Annotated in this window: 12 protein-coding genes and 3 tRNA genes; 3 read left to right on the top strand and 12 right to left on the bottom strand. The window is 68.0% G+C overall.

All coding sequences use genetic code 11. The features are described from left to right. Positions 1-34 precede the first annotated feature (34 nt). The 3 genes from BLT78_RS20475 (at position 35) to BLT78_RS20465 (ending at position 443) form a co-directional block, all read left to right on the top strand. A tRNA-Leu gene (locus BLT78_RS20475) sits at positions 35-121 on the top strand. 74 nt (positions 122-195) lie between these two features. Continuing rightward, a tRNA-Leu gene (locus tag BLT78_RS20470) sits at positions 196-282 on the top strand. A 74-nt stretch (positions 283-356) separates the two neighbouring features. Beyond that, a tRNA-Leu gene (locus BLT78_RS20465) sits at positions 357-443 on the top strand. Between the two features lie 156 nt (positions 444-599). Here BLT78_RS20465 and BLT78_RS20460 read toward each other — a convergent pair. The 12 genes from BLT78_RS20460 to BLT78_RS20405 form a co-directional block, all read right to left on the bottom strand. Further along, a complete protein-coding gene (locus BLT78_RS20460; protein WP_090351824.1) occupies positions 600-1,895 on the bottom strand; it encodes an adenylosuccinate synthase in 1,296 nt (431 codons plus the stop codon). A 54-nt stretch (positions 1,896-1,949) separates the two neighbouring features. Next, positions 1,950-3,137, bottom strand: a complete 1,188-nt coding sequence (locus tag BLT78_RS20455) for an ATP phosphoribosyltransferase regulatory subunit (protein WP_090351822.1) — start codon at positions 3,135-3,137, stop codon at positions 1,950-1,952. A gap of 32 nt (positions 3,138-3,169) precedes the next feature. Beyond that, positions 3,170-3,355 carry a DUF2065 domain-containing protein gene (locus BLT78_RS20450; protein WP_090351821.1) on the bottom strand — a complete coding sequence of 62 codons (186 nt, stop codon included), beginning with the start codon at positions 3,353-3,355 and terminating at the stop codon, positions 3,170-3,172. A gap of 106 nt (positions 3,356-3,461) precedes the next feature. Beyond that, a complete protein-coding gene (gene hflC, locus BLT78_RS20445) occupies positions 3,462-4,331 on the bottom strand; it encodes a protease modulator HflC (protein WP_090351819.1) in 870 nt (289 codons plus the stop codon). Further along, entirely contained in the window at positions 4,331-5,491 is a 1,161-nt protein-coding gene (gene hflK, locus BLT78_RS20440) for an FtsH protease activity modulator HflK (RefSeq protein ID WP_090351817.1), read from the bottom strand. The genes hflC and hflK overlap by 1 nt, the downstream gene beginning before the upstream one ends. A gap of 98 nt (positions 5,492-5,589) precedes the next feature. Further along, a complete protein-coding gene (hflX, locus tag BLT78_RS20435; RefSeq protein WP_090351816.1) occupies positions 5,590-6,891 on the bottom strand; it encodes a ribosome rescue GTPase HflX in 1,302 nt (433 codons plus the stop codon). Positions 6,892-6,906: 15 nt separating this feature from the next. Further along, on the bottom strand, positions 6,907-7,155 hold the full coding sequence (hfq, locus tag BLT78_RS20430) for an RNA chaperone Hfq (protein WP_090351814.1): 249 nt from the start codon (positions 7,153-7,155) through the stop codon (positions 6,907-6,909). 109 nt (positions 7,156-7,264) lie between these two features. Beyond that, positions 7,265-8,236: a tRNA (adenosine(37)-N6)-dimethylallyltransferase MiaA gene (gene miaA / locus BLT78_RS20425; protein WP_090351813.1), complete on the bottom strand. Its 972-nt coding sequence runs from the start codon at positions 8,234-8,236 to the stop codon at positions 7,265-7,267. A gap of 35 nt (positions 8,237-8,271) precedes the next feature. Beyond that, positions 8,272-10,176 carry a DNA mismatch repair endonuclease MutL gene (mutL, locus tag BLT78_RS20420; RefSeq protein ID WP_090351811.1) on the bottom strand — a complete coding sequence of 635 codons (1,905 nt, stop codon included), beginning with the start codon at positions 10,174-10,176 and terminating at the stop codon, positions 8,272-8,274. After that, entirely contained in the window at positions 10,173-11,684 is a 1,512-nt protein-coding gene (locus BLT78_RS20415) for an N-acetylmuramoyl-L-alanine amidase (RefSeq protein ID WP_090351809.1), read from the bottom strand. The genes mutL and BLT78_RS20415 overlap by 4 nt, the downstream gene beginning before the upstream one ends. Before the next feature lie 15 nt (positions 11,685-11,699). Continuing rightward, entirely contained in the window at positions 11,700-12,167 is a 468-nt protein-coding gene (tsaE, locus tag BLT78_RS20410; RefSeq protein ID WP_090351807.1) for a tRNA (adenosine(37)-N6)-threonylcarbamoyltransferase complex ATPase subunit type 1 TsaE, read from the bottom strand. Then, positions 12,155-13,657: an NAD(P)H-hydrate dehydratase gene (locus BLT78_RS20405; protein WP_090351806.1), complete on the bottom strand. Its 1,503-nt coding sequence runs from the start codon at positions 13,655-13,657 to the stop codon at positions 12,155-12,157. Before BLT78_RS20405 ends, tsaE begins: the two co-directional genes overlap by 13 nt. Positions 13,658-13,713: the final 56 nt, after the last annotated feature.

The raw sequence follows: 13,713 nt of genomic DNA, 5'->3' as shown, positions 1-13,713 counted from the left end.
ACGATAGAGCAGATGAGTAATCATCGCACTATTAGCCCAGGTGGCGGAATTGGTAGACGCGCTGGTTTCAGGTATCAGTGGTAGAAATACCGTGGAAGTTCGAGTCTTCTCCTGGGCACCAATTCCAAGCAGACGCGCAAGCGGACGCTGACGAAAGAAGCAGTCAGGCTTCGCCGGAAACGGCAAACATGGCACGCCCAGGTGGCGGAATTGGTAGACGCGCTGGTTTCAGGTATCAGTGGTAGCAATACCGTGGAAGTTCGAGTCTTCTCCTGGGCACCAATTCCAAGCAGACGCGCAAGCGGATGCTGACGAAAGAAGCAGTCAGGCTTCGCCGGCAACGGCAAACATGGCACGCCCAGGTGGCGGAATTGGTAGACGCGCTGGTTTCAGGTATCAGTGGTAGAAATACCGTGGAAGTTCGAGTCTTCTCCTGGGCACCAATTCCAAAAAACCGGATCGCAAGATCCGGTTTTTTTTCGCCCGCAGAAAAGCGCCGCACGCCAAGCCCCTTCTCCCATCTCCGACCGGCCTGTCGCCGCACACCACCAAAACGACAAGGGCCGCTTGCGCGGCCCTTGTGCGTGATCACCTGCCGATCAGGCGTACGGATGCCGCAGCACGATGGTCTCGTTGCGATCCGGGCCAGTGGAGATGATGTCGATCGGCGCACCGACCAGCTCTTCCACGCGCTTGATATAGGCGCGGGCATTGGCCGGCAGGTCGTCGATCGACTTGGCGCCGACGGTGGACTCGCTCCAGCCCGGCATCTCCTCATACACCGGCTCCAGGCCGACGTAGCTGTCGGCATCGGTCGGCGCTTCGCTCATGATCTCGCCGGCGGCGTTCTTGTAGGCCACGCACAGCTTGACCGTCTCGAGGCCGTCGAGCACGTCCAGCTTGGTCAGGCACAGACCGGAGATCGAGTTGATCTCGATGGCGCGACGCAGGATCACCGCATCGAACCAGCCGCAGCGACGGGCGCGACCGGTGGTCGAACCGAACTCGTGGCCGACCTTGGCCAGACGGGCACCGACGTCGTCGAACAGTTCGGTCGGGAACGGACCGGAACCGACGCGGGTGGTGTAGGCCTTGGTGATGCCGAGGATGTAGTCCAGGTACAGCGGACCGAAACCGGAACCGGTGGCGGTACCGCCAGCGGTGGTACTGGAGCTGGTCACGTACGGATAGGTGCCGTGGTCGATGTCCAGCAGCGAGCCCTGCGCACCCTCGAACATGATGTAGGCGCCGGCCTTGCGCAGCTCGTGCAGGCGGGCGGCCACGTCGGTGACCATCGGCTTGAGAATGTCGGCGTAGGCCAGGGCATCCTTGAGGGTCTGCTCGACGTCGACCGGCGCGGCCTTGTAGAAGTTCTCCAGCACGAAGTTGTGGTAGGCCATCAGCTCGCGCAGCTTCTTCTCGAAGCGCTCGGGGTTGAACAGGTCGCCGATGCGCAGACCGCGACGGGCCACCTTGTCCTCGTAGGCCGGACCGATGCCGCGACCGGTGGTGCCGATCTTGCCTTCGGAACGAGCCGCCTCACGGGCCTGATCGAGAGCCACGTGGTACGGCAGGATCAGGGTGCAGGCCGGACTGATGCGCAGGCGCTCGCGCACCGGTACACCCTTCTCTTCCAGCTTGGTGATTTCCTTGAGCAGTGCGTCCGGCGCCACCACCACCCCGTTGCCGATCAGGCACTGCACGTTGTCGCGCAGGATGCCGGACGGAATCAGGTGCAGCACGGTCTTCTCGCCATCGATCACCAGGGTGTGACCGGCATTGTGGCCGCCCTGGTAGCGCACCACGGCAGCCGCCTGGTCGGTCAGCAGGTCGACGATCTTGCCCTTGCCCTCGTCACCCCACTGGGTACCCAGGACCACGACATTCTTACCCATAACACTTGTCCCCTCGTGGAAGGTCGGTACCGGCCCGCAGGCCGGCAAAAGTACTCAGGAAGCCAGCGGCGAGACCTGCCAGCCACCCTCCTGTAAACGCAATTCGCTGTCGCAGCCGGCCTCGCGGGCATTGGCTGCGCTCTGCCCGGGCAGCGCCTGCACCACGCGCCGACCGCTGCGGCGCAGGTCGAGCACGGCCTGCCACAGGCCGGCCTCGTCACCCTGCGGCGCCCATACCCCACCCGGCGCTTCGGCCTGGATCGCCTGCCCCAGCACGACCAGGGTCTTCAGATCGGTGGAGAAGCCGGTGGCCGGACGGCCGCGACCGAAATCGGCGCCGATGTCGTCGTAGCGCCCGCCCTGGGCGATGGCCTGGCCGACGCCGGGCACGAAGGCGGCGAACACCGCCCCGGTGTGATAGTGGTAACCGCGCAGCTCACCGAGGTCGAAGTACAGCGGCAGAGCCGGATAGCGCGCGGCCAGCAGGTCGGCGAGCTCCTCGAGCTCGGCCAGCGCCGCCAGCACCGGTGCCGGGGCGGCGGCCAGCAGAGCACGCGCCTGCACCAGCACCTCGCGGCCACCGCACAGCTCGGCCAGCGCGCGCAACATGCCGGCCTGATCGACCGGCAGCTCGGCGGTCAACGCCGCCACTTCGTCGATGGCCTTGCGCTGCAGGGCATCGAACAGCCGCTGCTCGACCTCGCCGGACAGCCCGGCGGCGCGCGCCAGGCCACGGTAGATGCCGACATGCCCGATATCCATGTGCACGTCGGGGACACCGGCCAGCTCGAGGACTTCGAGCATCAGGCTGATGATCTCGCTGTCGCTCGCCGCGCTGGCGTCACCGTAGAGTTCGGCGCCGATCTGGATCGGGCTGCGCGAAGTCGACAGCGCGCGCGGGCGGGCATGCAGCACGCTGCCGGCGTAGCACAGGCGGCTCGGTCCTTCCTGGCGATGGGTATGGGCATCGAGACGCGCCACCTGCGGGGTGATGTCGGCGCGGAAGCCCATCTGCCGGCCGGACAGCGGGTCGGTGACCTTGAAGGTACGCAGCTCGAGATCCTGGCCGGCCCCGGTAAGCAGGGACTCCAGGTATTCGATATGCGGAGTGATGACCAGCTCGTAGCCCCAGTTGCGGAACAGATCCAGCACCTGACGGCGTGCAGCCTCGATGCGTGCCGCCTCTGCCGGCAGCACCTCTTCGATTCCGTCCGGCAGCAGCCAGCGGTCCAGCGTTGCCATATTGCCTCTCCCCTTTCGGCCGGGCGTGGTATTCAACGAAGCCCGTACAACAGGGCCGTTCCCAGCAGCATGCTGCCCAGTCCGATCAGGCGCAGCTGGCGATCCTCCAGCCGGGCCAGACTGACGACAGCCTCGCGCCAGCGCCGCGGACTGAGGAAGGGCAGGATGCCTTCCAGTACCAGCAGCAAACAAAAAGCGATTCCGAGTTCTTGCCACATGGTTCCCGCAGACGCAAAAAAGCCGGGAAATCCCGGCTGACTCATGATAACACGTTTTCTCCGCGATCACGCCGGCGGCTGCACGGGCAGCCGCCGGGCGGATCGATCACGGCTTGGTCTGCTCCAGATAGCGGAAGAACTCGCTCTTCGGATCCAGCACCAGCACGTCGCGCTTGTCGGCGAAGCTCTGCCGATAGGCCTGCAGGCTGCGGTGGAAGGCGTAGAACTCCGGGTCCTGGCCATAGGCCTTGGCATAGATCGCCGCCGCCTGGGCATCGCCCTGACCGCGCAGCTCTTCCGCCTCGCGGTAGGCCTCGGCGAGCAGCACGCGGCGCTGGCGATCGGCGTCGGCACGGATGCCCTCGGCCAGCTCGCGACCCTTGGCGCGATGCTCGCGGGCCTCGCGCTCGCGCTCGGTGCTCATCCGCTCGAACACGCTGCGGTTGACTTCCTTGGGCAGGTCGATGGCCTTGACGCGCACGTCGACCACCTCGATGCCCAGCTCGCGACGCGCCATGCGGTCGAGCAACTGGGTGATCTCGGCCATCAGCGCATCGCGCTCGCCGGACACCACCTCGTGCAGGGTGCGCTTGCCGAACTGGTCACGCAGACCAGACTCCAGACGCCGCGACAGGCGCTCGTCGGCGATCTGCTTCATGCCCGAGGTGGCGGTATAGAAGCGCTCGGCGTCGGCCACCCGCCACTTGGCGTAGGCATCGACCATCACCGCCTTCTTCTCCAGGGTGAGGAAGCGCTGGGTCGGCGAGTCCAGGGTCAGCAGACGGGCGTCGAACTTGCGCACCTGGTTGACGTAGGGAACCTTGACGTGCAGACCAGGCTCGACATCAGCCTTGACGATCTTGCCGAACTGCAGCAGCACGGCCTTCTCGGTCTGCAGGACGATGTAGAAGCAGTTCCAACCCACCAGCGCCAGCACGGCGGCGGCGATCAGGGTGATCAGCGACTTGTTGCTCATCAGCGGCTCTCCCTCGAACGCAGATCACGCTGCAGATCGCTATTCATCCGCGGCAGCGTCTCCGCAGCACCGGCCTGGACGCCCGGCGTCACCGGCGCAGCCGCCGGCGCACGGCCATCGACCATCTTGTCCAGCGGCAGGTAGAGCAGATTGTTCTGCCCCTCGCCGGCCGAGACCAGCACCTTGCTGGTGCTGCTCAGCACTTCCTGCATGGTTTCCAGATACAGGCGCTGACGAGTCACTTCCGGCGCCTTGCGGTACTCGGCGGCCAGCTTGGTGAAGCGATCGGCCTCACCCTGGGCGCGCGCCACCACCTCCTCGCGGTAGCCGTTGGCATCCTCGATGATGCGCTGGGCCTGACCGCGCGCCTCGGGGATAACGCCATTGGCGTAGGCCTCGGCCTGGTTCTTCTCGCGCTGCTCGTCCTCGCGGGCCCGGATCACGTCGTCGAAGGCTTCCTGCACTTCACGCGGCGCGGCGGCGCTCTGGATGTTCACCTGGGTCACGGTGATACCGGTCTTGTAGATATCGAGGAAACGCTGCAGGCGCTCCTTGACCTCGGTGGCCATCTGCTCGCGCCCCTCGGTCAGCACCTGATCCATCGAGGTGGAGCCCGCCACATGGCGCAGGGCGCTGTCGGTGGCGTGCTGCAGGCTGATCTCCGGCTGGTCGACGTTGAGCACGAACTCCTGCAGGTTGCTGATCCGGTATTGCACGGTCAGCGGCACCTCGATGATGTTCTCGTCCTCGGTGAGCATCTGGCCCTGCTTGCTGTAGGCACGCTCGCGGGTGACGTTCTCCTGGAACCTGCGATCGATCGGCGGGAAGTACAGATTCAGGCCCGGGCCTACGGTTTCGTAGTACTTGCCGAAGCGCAGGATGACCGCCTGCTCCTGTTCGTCGACCACATAGACGGCGTTGTACAGCCACAGCGCGGCGAGCACGGCGAAGCCGATCACCACCAGCCCGAGACCACCACCCTTGCCGCCGCCGAGGCCGGAGTCGTCGCCGCCACGCCGGCGGCCACCCATCAGGCGATTGAGATTGTCCTGCAGCTTGCGCAGGGCCTCATCCAGATCCGGCGGCCCCTGGCGACCGCCGCCACGACGACCACCCCAGGGATCCTGGTCGTTGTTGCCACCCGGCTCATTCCAAGCCATAGCGTTCTCCCCACTGATAACGCATAGACGCGCATATGGCGCACTTCCGCCCATGCTACCGAAGCCCCCGAGCAGCGGCAAAGCCGGCCGCCGGGGCTTTATTGCAAAGTGTGTTGTGCGATGAACTCGTCCGGCACCCAGCCCTCGCGGCTGGCCAGGCGATTGAGCTCCGTCCGCGGCAGGCGCACCCTGAGCAGCGCCGCCCCCTCTTCGTCATGCGACTCTTCCTGCACCGCCCCCAGGGCGAACAGCTGCGCGCGCAGGCGTCCCAGGCGCTGCGGCAGGCGCAGGGTGCCGGCGAACAGATCCTCGCAGAGCAGCTCGGCGACGGCCTGGCGCAACAGATCCAGACCCTGCCCCTCGCGGGCCGACAGCCAGACGCGCACCGGCTTGCCGCTGTCGTCGCGCTGGATCTGCGGCGCCACGTCCGGCAGCAGGTCGAGCTTGTTGTACACCTCGAGGGTCGGCAGCTGGTCGGCGCCGATCTCCTTGAGCACGGCGTAGACCTGATCGATCTGCAGCTGCCGCTCGGGCTCGTGGGCGTCGATCACGTGCAGCAGCAGGTCGGCGTTGCTCGACTCTTCCAGGGTGGCGCGAAACGCCTCCACCAGCTTGTGCGGCAGGTGGCGGATGAAGCCCACCGTGTCGGCGAGGATCACCCCGCCGACATCCTCGAACTCGAGGCGGCGCAGGGTCGGGTCGAGGGTGGCGAACAGCTGGTTGGCGGCGTAGACCTCGGCCGAGGTCAGCGCATTGAACAGGGTGGACTTGCCGGCGTTGGTGTAACCGACCAGCGACACCACCGGCACCTCGGCGCGCTTGCGCCCGCGCCGAGCCAGCTCGCGCTGGCTGCGCACCTTCTCCAGGCGCTGCTTGATCTGGCCGATACGCACGCGCAACAGGCGACGGTCGGTTTCCAGCTGGGTTTCACCCGGACCGCGCAGACCGATACCGCCCTTCTGCCGCTCGAGGTGGGTCCAGCCGCGCACCAGACGCGTGCTCATGTGCTCGAGCTGGGCCAGTTCGACCTGCAGCTTGCCTTCGTGGGTACGCGCGCGCTGGGCGAAGATGTCGAGGATCAGACCGGTGCGATCGAGCACCCGGCATTCGAACTCGCGTTCGAGGTTGCGTTCCTGACTGGGAGTGAGGGTGTGGTTGAAGATGACCAGCTCGGCTTCGTCGCGCTTGACCTGCTCGCGGATCTCGTCGACCTTGCCGCTGCCGATCAGGAAGCGCGCGGTCGGCTGATGCCTCGGAATGCTGACGAAGCCAGCAACCTCCGCACCAGCCGACCGGGCCAGTTCGAGAAACTCGTCGGGATCTTCACGCGCCTCGGGCGCCTGCCCTTCCAGATGAACCAGAATGGCTCGCTCGCCACCCTCATGGCGCTCAAAGAACAAGGCTGAAGACTCCGCTTATTCAGCGTTGCCCGACTCGCCCGCCTCACCACTGGGCAGACGGACCGGACGGCTCGGAACCACGGTGGAGATCGCGTGCTTGTAGACCATCTGGCTGACGGTGTTTTTCAGCAGGATCACGAACTGGTCGAACGACTCGATCTGGCCCTGCAGCTTGATGCCGTTGACCAGATAGATGGAAACCGGAACGCGCTCTTTACGCAGGGTGTTCAGGTAAGGGTCTTGTAGCGAATGCCCTTTTGACATTTTCCACACTCCTTCAGGGATAGGTAATTTTGTTGTTAAGTCGAAGTCGACTCAAAAGAGGCTCGATCCTGCGCCTTGTTTCACAGGATAGCCGCATGCAGGCTAAAACTCAGCCTTTAATGGCGATCGCTTGCAGATATTTCAAGGTGCGCGGCAGATTGTCGCAAGCCAGGCTATCCAGCCAGTGCAAGTGCGACCAACTCCGCAGCCAGGTGAACTGTCGCTTGGCCAGCTGGCGGGTGGCGATGATACCGCGTTCGATCATCTCCTCCCGGGTCAGACGTCCCTCGAGATATTCCCATACCTGCCGGTAACCCACCGAGCGGATCGAGGGCAGTCCCGGATGCAGGTCGCCACGCGCATGCAGCGCTTCGACCTCGGCAACCAGCCCCTGTTCCAGCATGAGGTGAAAGCGCCGGGCAATGCGCTCATGCAGCACCTGACGCTGAGCGGGAGCTATGGCCAGGTGGGCGACAGTATAAGGCAAAGCCTGACCCTGCGGCGCTGCGCTGTGCAGATTTTGCAACACCTGGCGACGGCGGTGCTCGCTCATCGACAGGCCGCTCGCCCGGTAGACTTCCAGGGCGCGCACCAGGCGCTGCGGGTCGTTGGGATGGATGCGCGCCGCCGACTCCGGATCGACTCGCGTCAGCTCGGCATGCAGCGCCGCCAGACCTTCGGCGGCGGCCTGCGCCTCCAGTTGCGCGCGGATCTGCGGGTCGGCCGAAGGCATGTCGGCCAGGCCCTCGAGCAGCGCCTTGAAGTACAGCATGGTGCCACCGACCAGCAGCGGGATGCGCCCGGCCGCGGTGATCTCGGCCATCGCCGCCAGCGCATCGCTGCGGAACTCGGCAGCGGAATAGCTCTCGGCCGGGTCGCGGATGTCGATCAGCCGGTGCGGAAACTCGGCGAGCAGCTCGGCCGACGGCTTGGCCGTACCGATGTCCATGCCGCGGTAGATCAGCGCCGAGTCGACGCTGATGATCTCGCATGGCAGCACTCGCGCCAGCTCGATGGCCAGGTCGGTCTTGCCCGAGGCGGTCGGACCCATGAGGAAGATGGCGGGGGGCAGCGCGGACATCGGCTAACTCGGTGAGCGGGAAAGGAAACGGGCGCTCAGCGCCCGCGCAGGAACAGCTTGTCCAGGTCATCCATGCACAGCTGGGTCCAGGTCGGCCGCCCATGGTTGCACTGGCCGCTGCGCTCGGTCTGCTCCATGTCGCGCAGCAGGGCATTCATCTCCGGCAGGGTCAGCCGCCGGTTGGCGCGCACCGCGCCATGGCAGGCCATGGTCGCCAGCAGCTCGTTGAGGTGGGCCTGGATGCGGTCGCTGGTGCCGTACTCGAGCAGGTCGCTGAGCACGTCGCGCACCAGCTGGCTGGCTTCGGCCTGCTTGAGCAGCGCAGGGATCTGGCGGATCGCCAGGGTCTCGGGACCGAGGCGCTGCAGCTCGAAGCCGAGGCGGGCGAACCACTGGCCATGCTCCTCGGCGCAGTCGGTCTCGCGCTGGCTCAGGGCGATCGACTCGGGCACCAGCAGCGGCTGGCCGCGCAGACCCTCGCTGGCCATCGCGCTCTTCAGGCGCTCGTAGGTGATGCGCTCATGGGCGGCGTGCATGTCCACCAGCACCAGGCCCTGGGCATTCTCGGCGAGGATATAGATACCCTTGAGCTGCGCCAGCGCGTAGCCCAGCGGCGGCACGTCGCCCTGCGCCTCGGGCAGCACCGGCGCGCCCGCCTCGCCCAGCGGCGCGAAGAACTCGCGATAGGCGCCCTGCAGTTCGGCCTGCGGCTGGGCCGCCGGAGTCTGCAGCGGACGATAGCCGCCGCCACTGCCCGGCCGGCTCGGCCCGCCACTCGGCGCCTGCCAGGCGGACTCCTGCGCGGCCACCACCGGCACATGCTCGGCCAGCGCCATCTCGTTCTGCCCGGCGAACACGCCGGCGGCCAGGCCGCTCACCGCCGGTTCGCTGCGCACCGGGGGCGCCGCGCCGGCCAGCTGATCCTCCGGACGAACGTCGGCCAGCGCCCGGTGCAGGGTGCCGTAGAGGAAGTCGTGGACCATGCGGCTGTCGCGGAAGCGCACCTCGTGCTTGGTCGGGTGCACGTTGACGTCAACCACCGCCGGGTCGATCTCGAAGAACAGCACGAAGGCCGGGTGGCGGCCGTTGTACAGCACGTCGCGATAGGCCTGGCGTACCGCGTGGGCGACCAGCTTGTCGCGCACCATGCGGCCGTTGACATAGAAGTACTGCAGGTCGGCCTGGCTGCGCGAGAAGGTCGGCAGGCCGACCCAGCCCCACAGGCGCAGGCCGTTGCGCTCGATGTCGATGGGCAGCGCCTGCTCGAGGAACGCCGGACCGCAGACGCTGGCCACCCGCCGCGCGCGACTGGTTTCGTCGCCGGCCGGATGCAGGGCGAGCACGCCCTTGCCGTTGTGACGCAGATGGAAGCCCACCTCGAAGTGGGTCAGCGCCAGGCGCTTGACCACCTCCTGCAGGTGGTCGAACTCGGTCTTCTCCGCACGCAGGAACTTGCGCCGCGCCGGAGTGTTGAAGAACAGGTCGCGCACTTCCACGGTGGTGCCGTCGGGGTGCGCCGCCGGCTGCACCGAGGTGGCCATGTCGCGGCCCTCGGCCTCGACCTGCCAGGCCTGCGGCGCACCGCGGCGGCGCGAGGTCAGGGTCAGGCGTGCCACCGAGCTGATCGAGGCCAGCGCCTCGCCGCGGAAACCGAGACTCAGCACCCGCTCGAGGTCTTCCAGCTCGCGGATCTTGCTGGTGGCATGGCGCGCCAGGGCCAGCGGCAGGTCGTCGGCGTCGATGCCGGCGCCGTCGTCGCGGATGCGCAGCAGCTTGATGCCGCCCTGCTCGACCTCGATGTCGATGCGCCGGGCACCGGCGTCCAGGCTGTTCTCCAGCAGCTCCTTGGCCACCGAAGCCGGCCGCTCGACCACCTCGCCGGCGGCGATCTGGTTGGCCAGTCGCGGCGTCAGCAGCTGGATGCGCGCCGGCAGGCTCACGGCTGCACCGCCAGGGTCGGCGCCGGGATGGTCAGCATCTGCCCAGCCTTGAGGTTGTCATTGGCCAGGCGGTTGGCGCTGCGCAGCGCCGCCAGGCTGACCTGATAGCGCTGGGCGATCAGGGCCAGACTCTCGCCGGGAGCCACGCGGTGCTCGCGCTCGCCGAGCTTGATCTTGCCCTGGTCGCGCAGCCAGGCGATGTAGGTGCCCGGCGGCGGATTCTCGTGGAAGAACTGGCGGATGCCGCTGTGGATCGAGTGCGCCAGCGCCTGCTGGTGGCTCTTGGTGGCCAGCTTCTGCGACTCGTTGGGGTTGGAGATGAAGCCGGTCTCCACCAGGATCGACGGAATGTCCGGCGACTTCAGCACCATGAAGCCGGCCTGTTCGACCCGGCGCTTGTGCAGCGGGGTGATGCGCCCCATGTTGCCGAGCACCTTCTGGCCGACGCCCAGACTGGACGACAGGGTGGCGGTCATCGACAGGTCGAGCAGCACGCCGGCGAGCATGCGGTCCTTGTCATCCAGGCTGACGCTGCCGACACCGCCGACCAGGTCTGAACGGTTCTCGCTGTCGGCCAGCCAGCGCGCGGTTTCCGAGGTGGCGCCGCGGTCGGACAGGGCGAACACCGAGGCGCCGAAGGCCGCCGCCCGCGGCGCCGCATCGGCGTGCACGGAGACGAACAGGTCGGCGCCCTTCTTGCGGGCGATCTCGGTGCGCTTGCGCAGGGGGATGAAGTAGTCGCCGGTGCGCACCAGTTCGGCACGGAAACCACGTTCGCGGTTGATCTGCTGCTGCAGCTCGCGGGCGATGGCCAGCACCACGTCCTTTTCGCGCAGGCCGCGCGGGCCGAGGGCCCCCGGGTCCTCACCGCCGTGACCGGCGTCGATGGCGATGACGATGTTGCGCTTGCCGCTGGGCAGCGGCTGGCGGGCGGCCGGCGCGGCCTCCTGCGGCACGCTGGGCTTGGGCGGCAGGCTGGCCACCGGTGGCGGCGTGGCGATCGGCGGCGGATTGGCCGGGCTGCCGCCGCCCTGGGCCACGCTGGCGGCCGGAGCGACCGGCGGCCGCTCGGGCTGGGCGCTCGCCGGGGCGGCGGCCGGCGCCTCTTCCGGGTCGAACAGGTCGACCACCAGGCGATGGCCGTACTGCTGGTTGGGCGCCAGGCTGAAGCTTTTCGGCGTCACCGCCGCCGCCATGTCCAACACGATGCGCAGCTTGCCCGGCGCCTGCTCGGCGGCGCGCAGGCCGGTGATCGGCGTACCGGCGATGGCCAGCTGTTCGAGGCGACTCTTCAGCTGCGCGCCCTCGACATCGATGACGATGCGATTCGGCGCGCTCAGGGTGAACACGCTGTGCTGCACCGGAGCGGTCAGGTCGAACACCAGGCGCGTGTTGTCCGGCGCACGCCACAGGCGCACGCCACGGATCTCGCTGGCCGCCAGCAGCAGCTCGCTCGCCAGCATGGCCAGCATCGCCCCCAGAGCGACCAGCACGGCGCGCGGGCGCATCCCCCATTCCATTTGTCAGACTCCCACGGTCAGAGCGGCACACCAGGACTCGCCGCGCGCACTCCGCGGGATCAGGCGCAGGGCCCGCCCCGCGTCCTGCACGGCAATGACGATGTCCAGATCCGCCTCAGGCAAGATACCGGCGCCGCGCTCGGGCCACTCGATCAGGCACAGCGCGTCACCTTCGAAATAGTCGCGGATGCCGAAAAATTCCAGCTCCTCGGGGTCGGCCAGGCGATACAGGTCGAAGTGATAGATCCGTCGCGCACCCAGCTCGTAGGGTTCGACCAAGGTGAAGGTCGGACTCTTCACCGCCCCGGCATGGCCCAGACCGCGCAGGATACCGCGCGACAGGGTGGTCTTGCCCATGCCCAGATCACCATGCAGGTAGATCACGCCGCGCCCCTCGGTCACTTCGGCCAGGCGCGCCCCCAGGGCCAGCATGGCCGCTTCGTCGGCAGCGTTCAGGGTCACTTCAGGCACGGACTGTGCTCCTCCAGCAGTTCACGAATGGCTTCGATCAGATCGGCGGCCGCCAGGCCGCGTCCGGCGCCGCCCAGGCGTTCGCCCGCAGCGGCATGCAACCAGACGCCCAGGCGCGCCGCGGCAGTCACGTCGAGGCCCTGCGCCAGCAAGGCGCCGAGCAGTCCGGCCAGCACGTCGCCGAGTCCCGCCCCAGCCATCGCCGGGTGGCCACGATCGCACAGATACAGCTCGCCCTGCGGGGTGGCGACCAGACTGCCGAGCCCCTTGAGCAGCACCACCGCATTCAGCCGACGCGCCAGCGTCAGTGCCGCCGCCGGCCGGTCGGCCTGCACCTCGGCGGTGCTGCAGCCGAGCAGCCGGGCCGCCTCGCCCGGGTGCGGGGTGATCAGCCAGTCGTCCGCCGGTGGCGTCAGTTGCCCGGCGGCGAGCAGGTTGAGCGCATCGGCGTCCCACACCTGCGGTTTGGCCAACTGGCCCAGACCGCCAAGCAGGCTGCGCGCCCAGGCGCCCTGGCCGATGCCGGGGCCGAGCACCAGCACGTCGGCAGCGGCTGCCAGTTCCTGGATTTCGTTGGCCGAGCGCACACCACGGGCCATCACTTCCGGGCGGCGCGCCAGCAGCGCCGGCACGTGCTCGCCACGGGTGGCCAGGCTGACCAGCCCGGCGCCGGCGCGCAGGCAGCTTTCCGCCGCCAGCAACGCCGCGCCACCATAACCGCTCTCGCCGCCGATCAGCAGCACATGGCCGAACTGCCCCTTGTGGGCGTTGCGCAGCCGCGGCGCCAGACGCGGCACGTTCGCGCCGGCCAGACGCAGCGCCGCCGGCACCAGAGGCACGGCTCGCTCGGGATCGGCGCCGAGGTCATCGAAGGCCAGCTCGCCGCAACGATCCGGGCCGTCCAGGCAGAACAGGCCGAGCTTGAGGGCCAGCAGGGTCACGGTCAGCTCGGCCCGGATCGCCACGCCGAGCACCCGCCCGGTATCGCCGCACAGTCCGGACGGCAGGTCCACGGCCAGTACCGGCAGGCCGCTGGCATTGGCCAGACGGATGGCCTGCGCATAGGGCTCGCGCACCTCGCCGGACAGGCCGGTGCCGAGCAGGGCGTCGACCAGCACGCCAGACAGCGGCGCGCATTCGCGCCAGGGCTCGACCGGCACGCCGGCCGCCAGCGCCACGGCATGCGCACTGGCGGCATCGCCGCCGAGCTGCGCCGGATCGGTCACCGCCAGCACCCGCGCACGCCAGCCGGCACGCTGCGCCAGGGCGGCGACCAGATAGCCGTCGCCGGCATTGTTGCCACGCCCGGCCAGCACGGTGACTGCCCCGGCATCCGGCCAACGCCGGCGCATGGCGCGCCACAGCGCATGGGCGGCGCGCTGCATCAGCTCGCTACCGGGGGTACCGGCGGCGATCAGACGCGCGTCCAGCTCGCGGACCTGGGCGGCACGATAGAGGGCAAGGGGCAAGGCAGGGGAGGTCTGGGGCATGGACCATTCGACTCGGGGCTCTGGCACAATTATATCCCCCCTGCCCCGGACCTCCG

This window comes from Pseudomonas oryzae (assembly GCF_900104805.1).
GTDB lineage: Bacteria > Pseudomonadota > Gammaproteobacteria > Pseudomonadales > Pseudomonadaceae > Geopseudomonas > Geopseudomonas oryzae.
This window is presented reverse-complemented; position numbering and strand designations above follow the sequence as displayed.

Coding starts and splice junctions, on each gene's coding strand:
- BLT78_RS20415 (WP_090351809.1), bottom strand. CDS start 11,684: ATGCGCCCGCGCGCCGTGCTGGTCGCTCTGGGGGCGATGCTGGCCATG.
- BLT78_RS20405 (WP_090351806.1), bottom strand. CDS start 13,657: ATGCCCCAGACCTCCCCTGCCTTGCCCCTTGCCCTCTATCGTGCCGCC.
- hflC (WP_090351819.1), bottom strand. CDS start 4,331: ATGAGCAACAAGTCGCTGATCACCCTGATCGCCGCCGCCGTGCTGGCG.
- BLT78_RS20455 (WP_090351822.1), bottom strand. CDS start 3,137: ATGGCAACGCTGGACCGCTGGCTGCTGCCGGACGGAATCGAAGAGGTG.
- hfq (WP_090351814.1), bottom strand. CDS start 7,155: ATGTCAAAAGGGCATTCGCTACAAGACCCTTACCTGAACACCCTGCGT.
- miaA (WP_090351813.1), bottom strand. CDS start 8,236: ATGTCCGCGCTGCCCCCCGCCATCTTCCTCATGGGTCCGACCGCCTCG.
- BLT78_RS20450 (WP_090351821.1), bottom strand. CDS start 3,355: ATGTGGCAAGAACTCGGAATCGCTTTTTGTTTGCTGCTGGTACTGGAA.
- BLT78_RS20460 (WP_090351824.1), bottom strand. CDS start 1,895: ATGGGTAAGAATGTCGTGGTCCTGGGTACCCAGTGGGGTGACGAGGGC.
- hflK (WP_090351817.1), bottom strand. CDS start 5,491: ATGGCTTGGAATGAGCCGGGTGGCAACAACGACCAGGATCCCTGGGGT.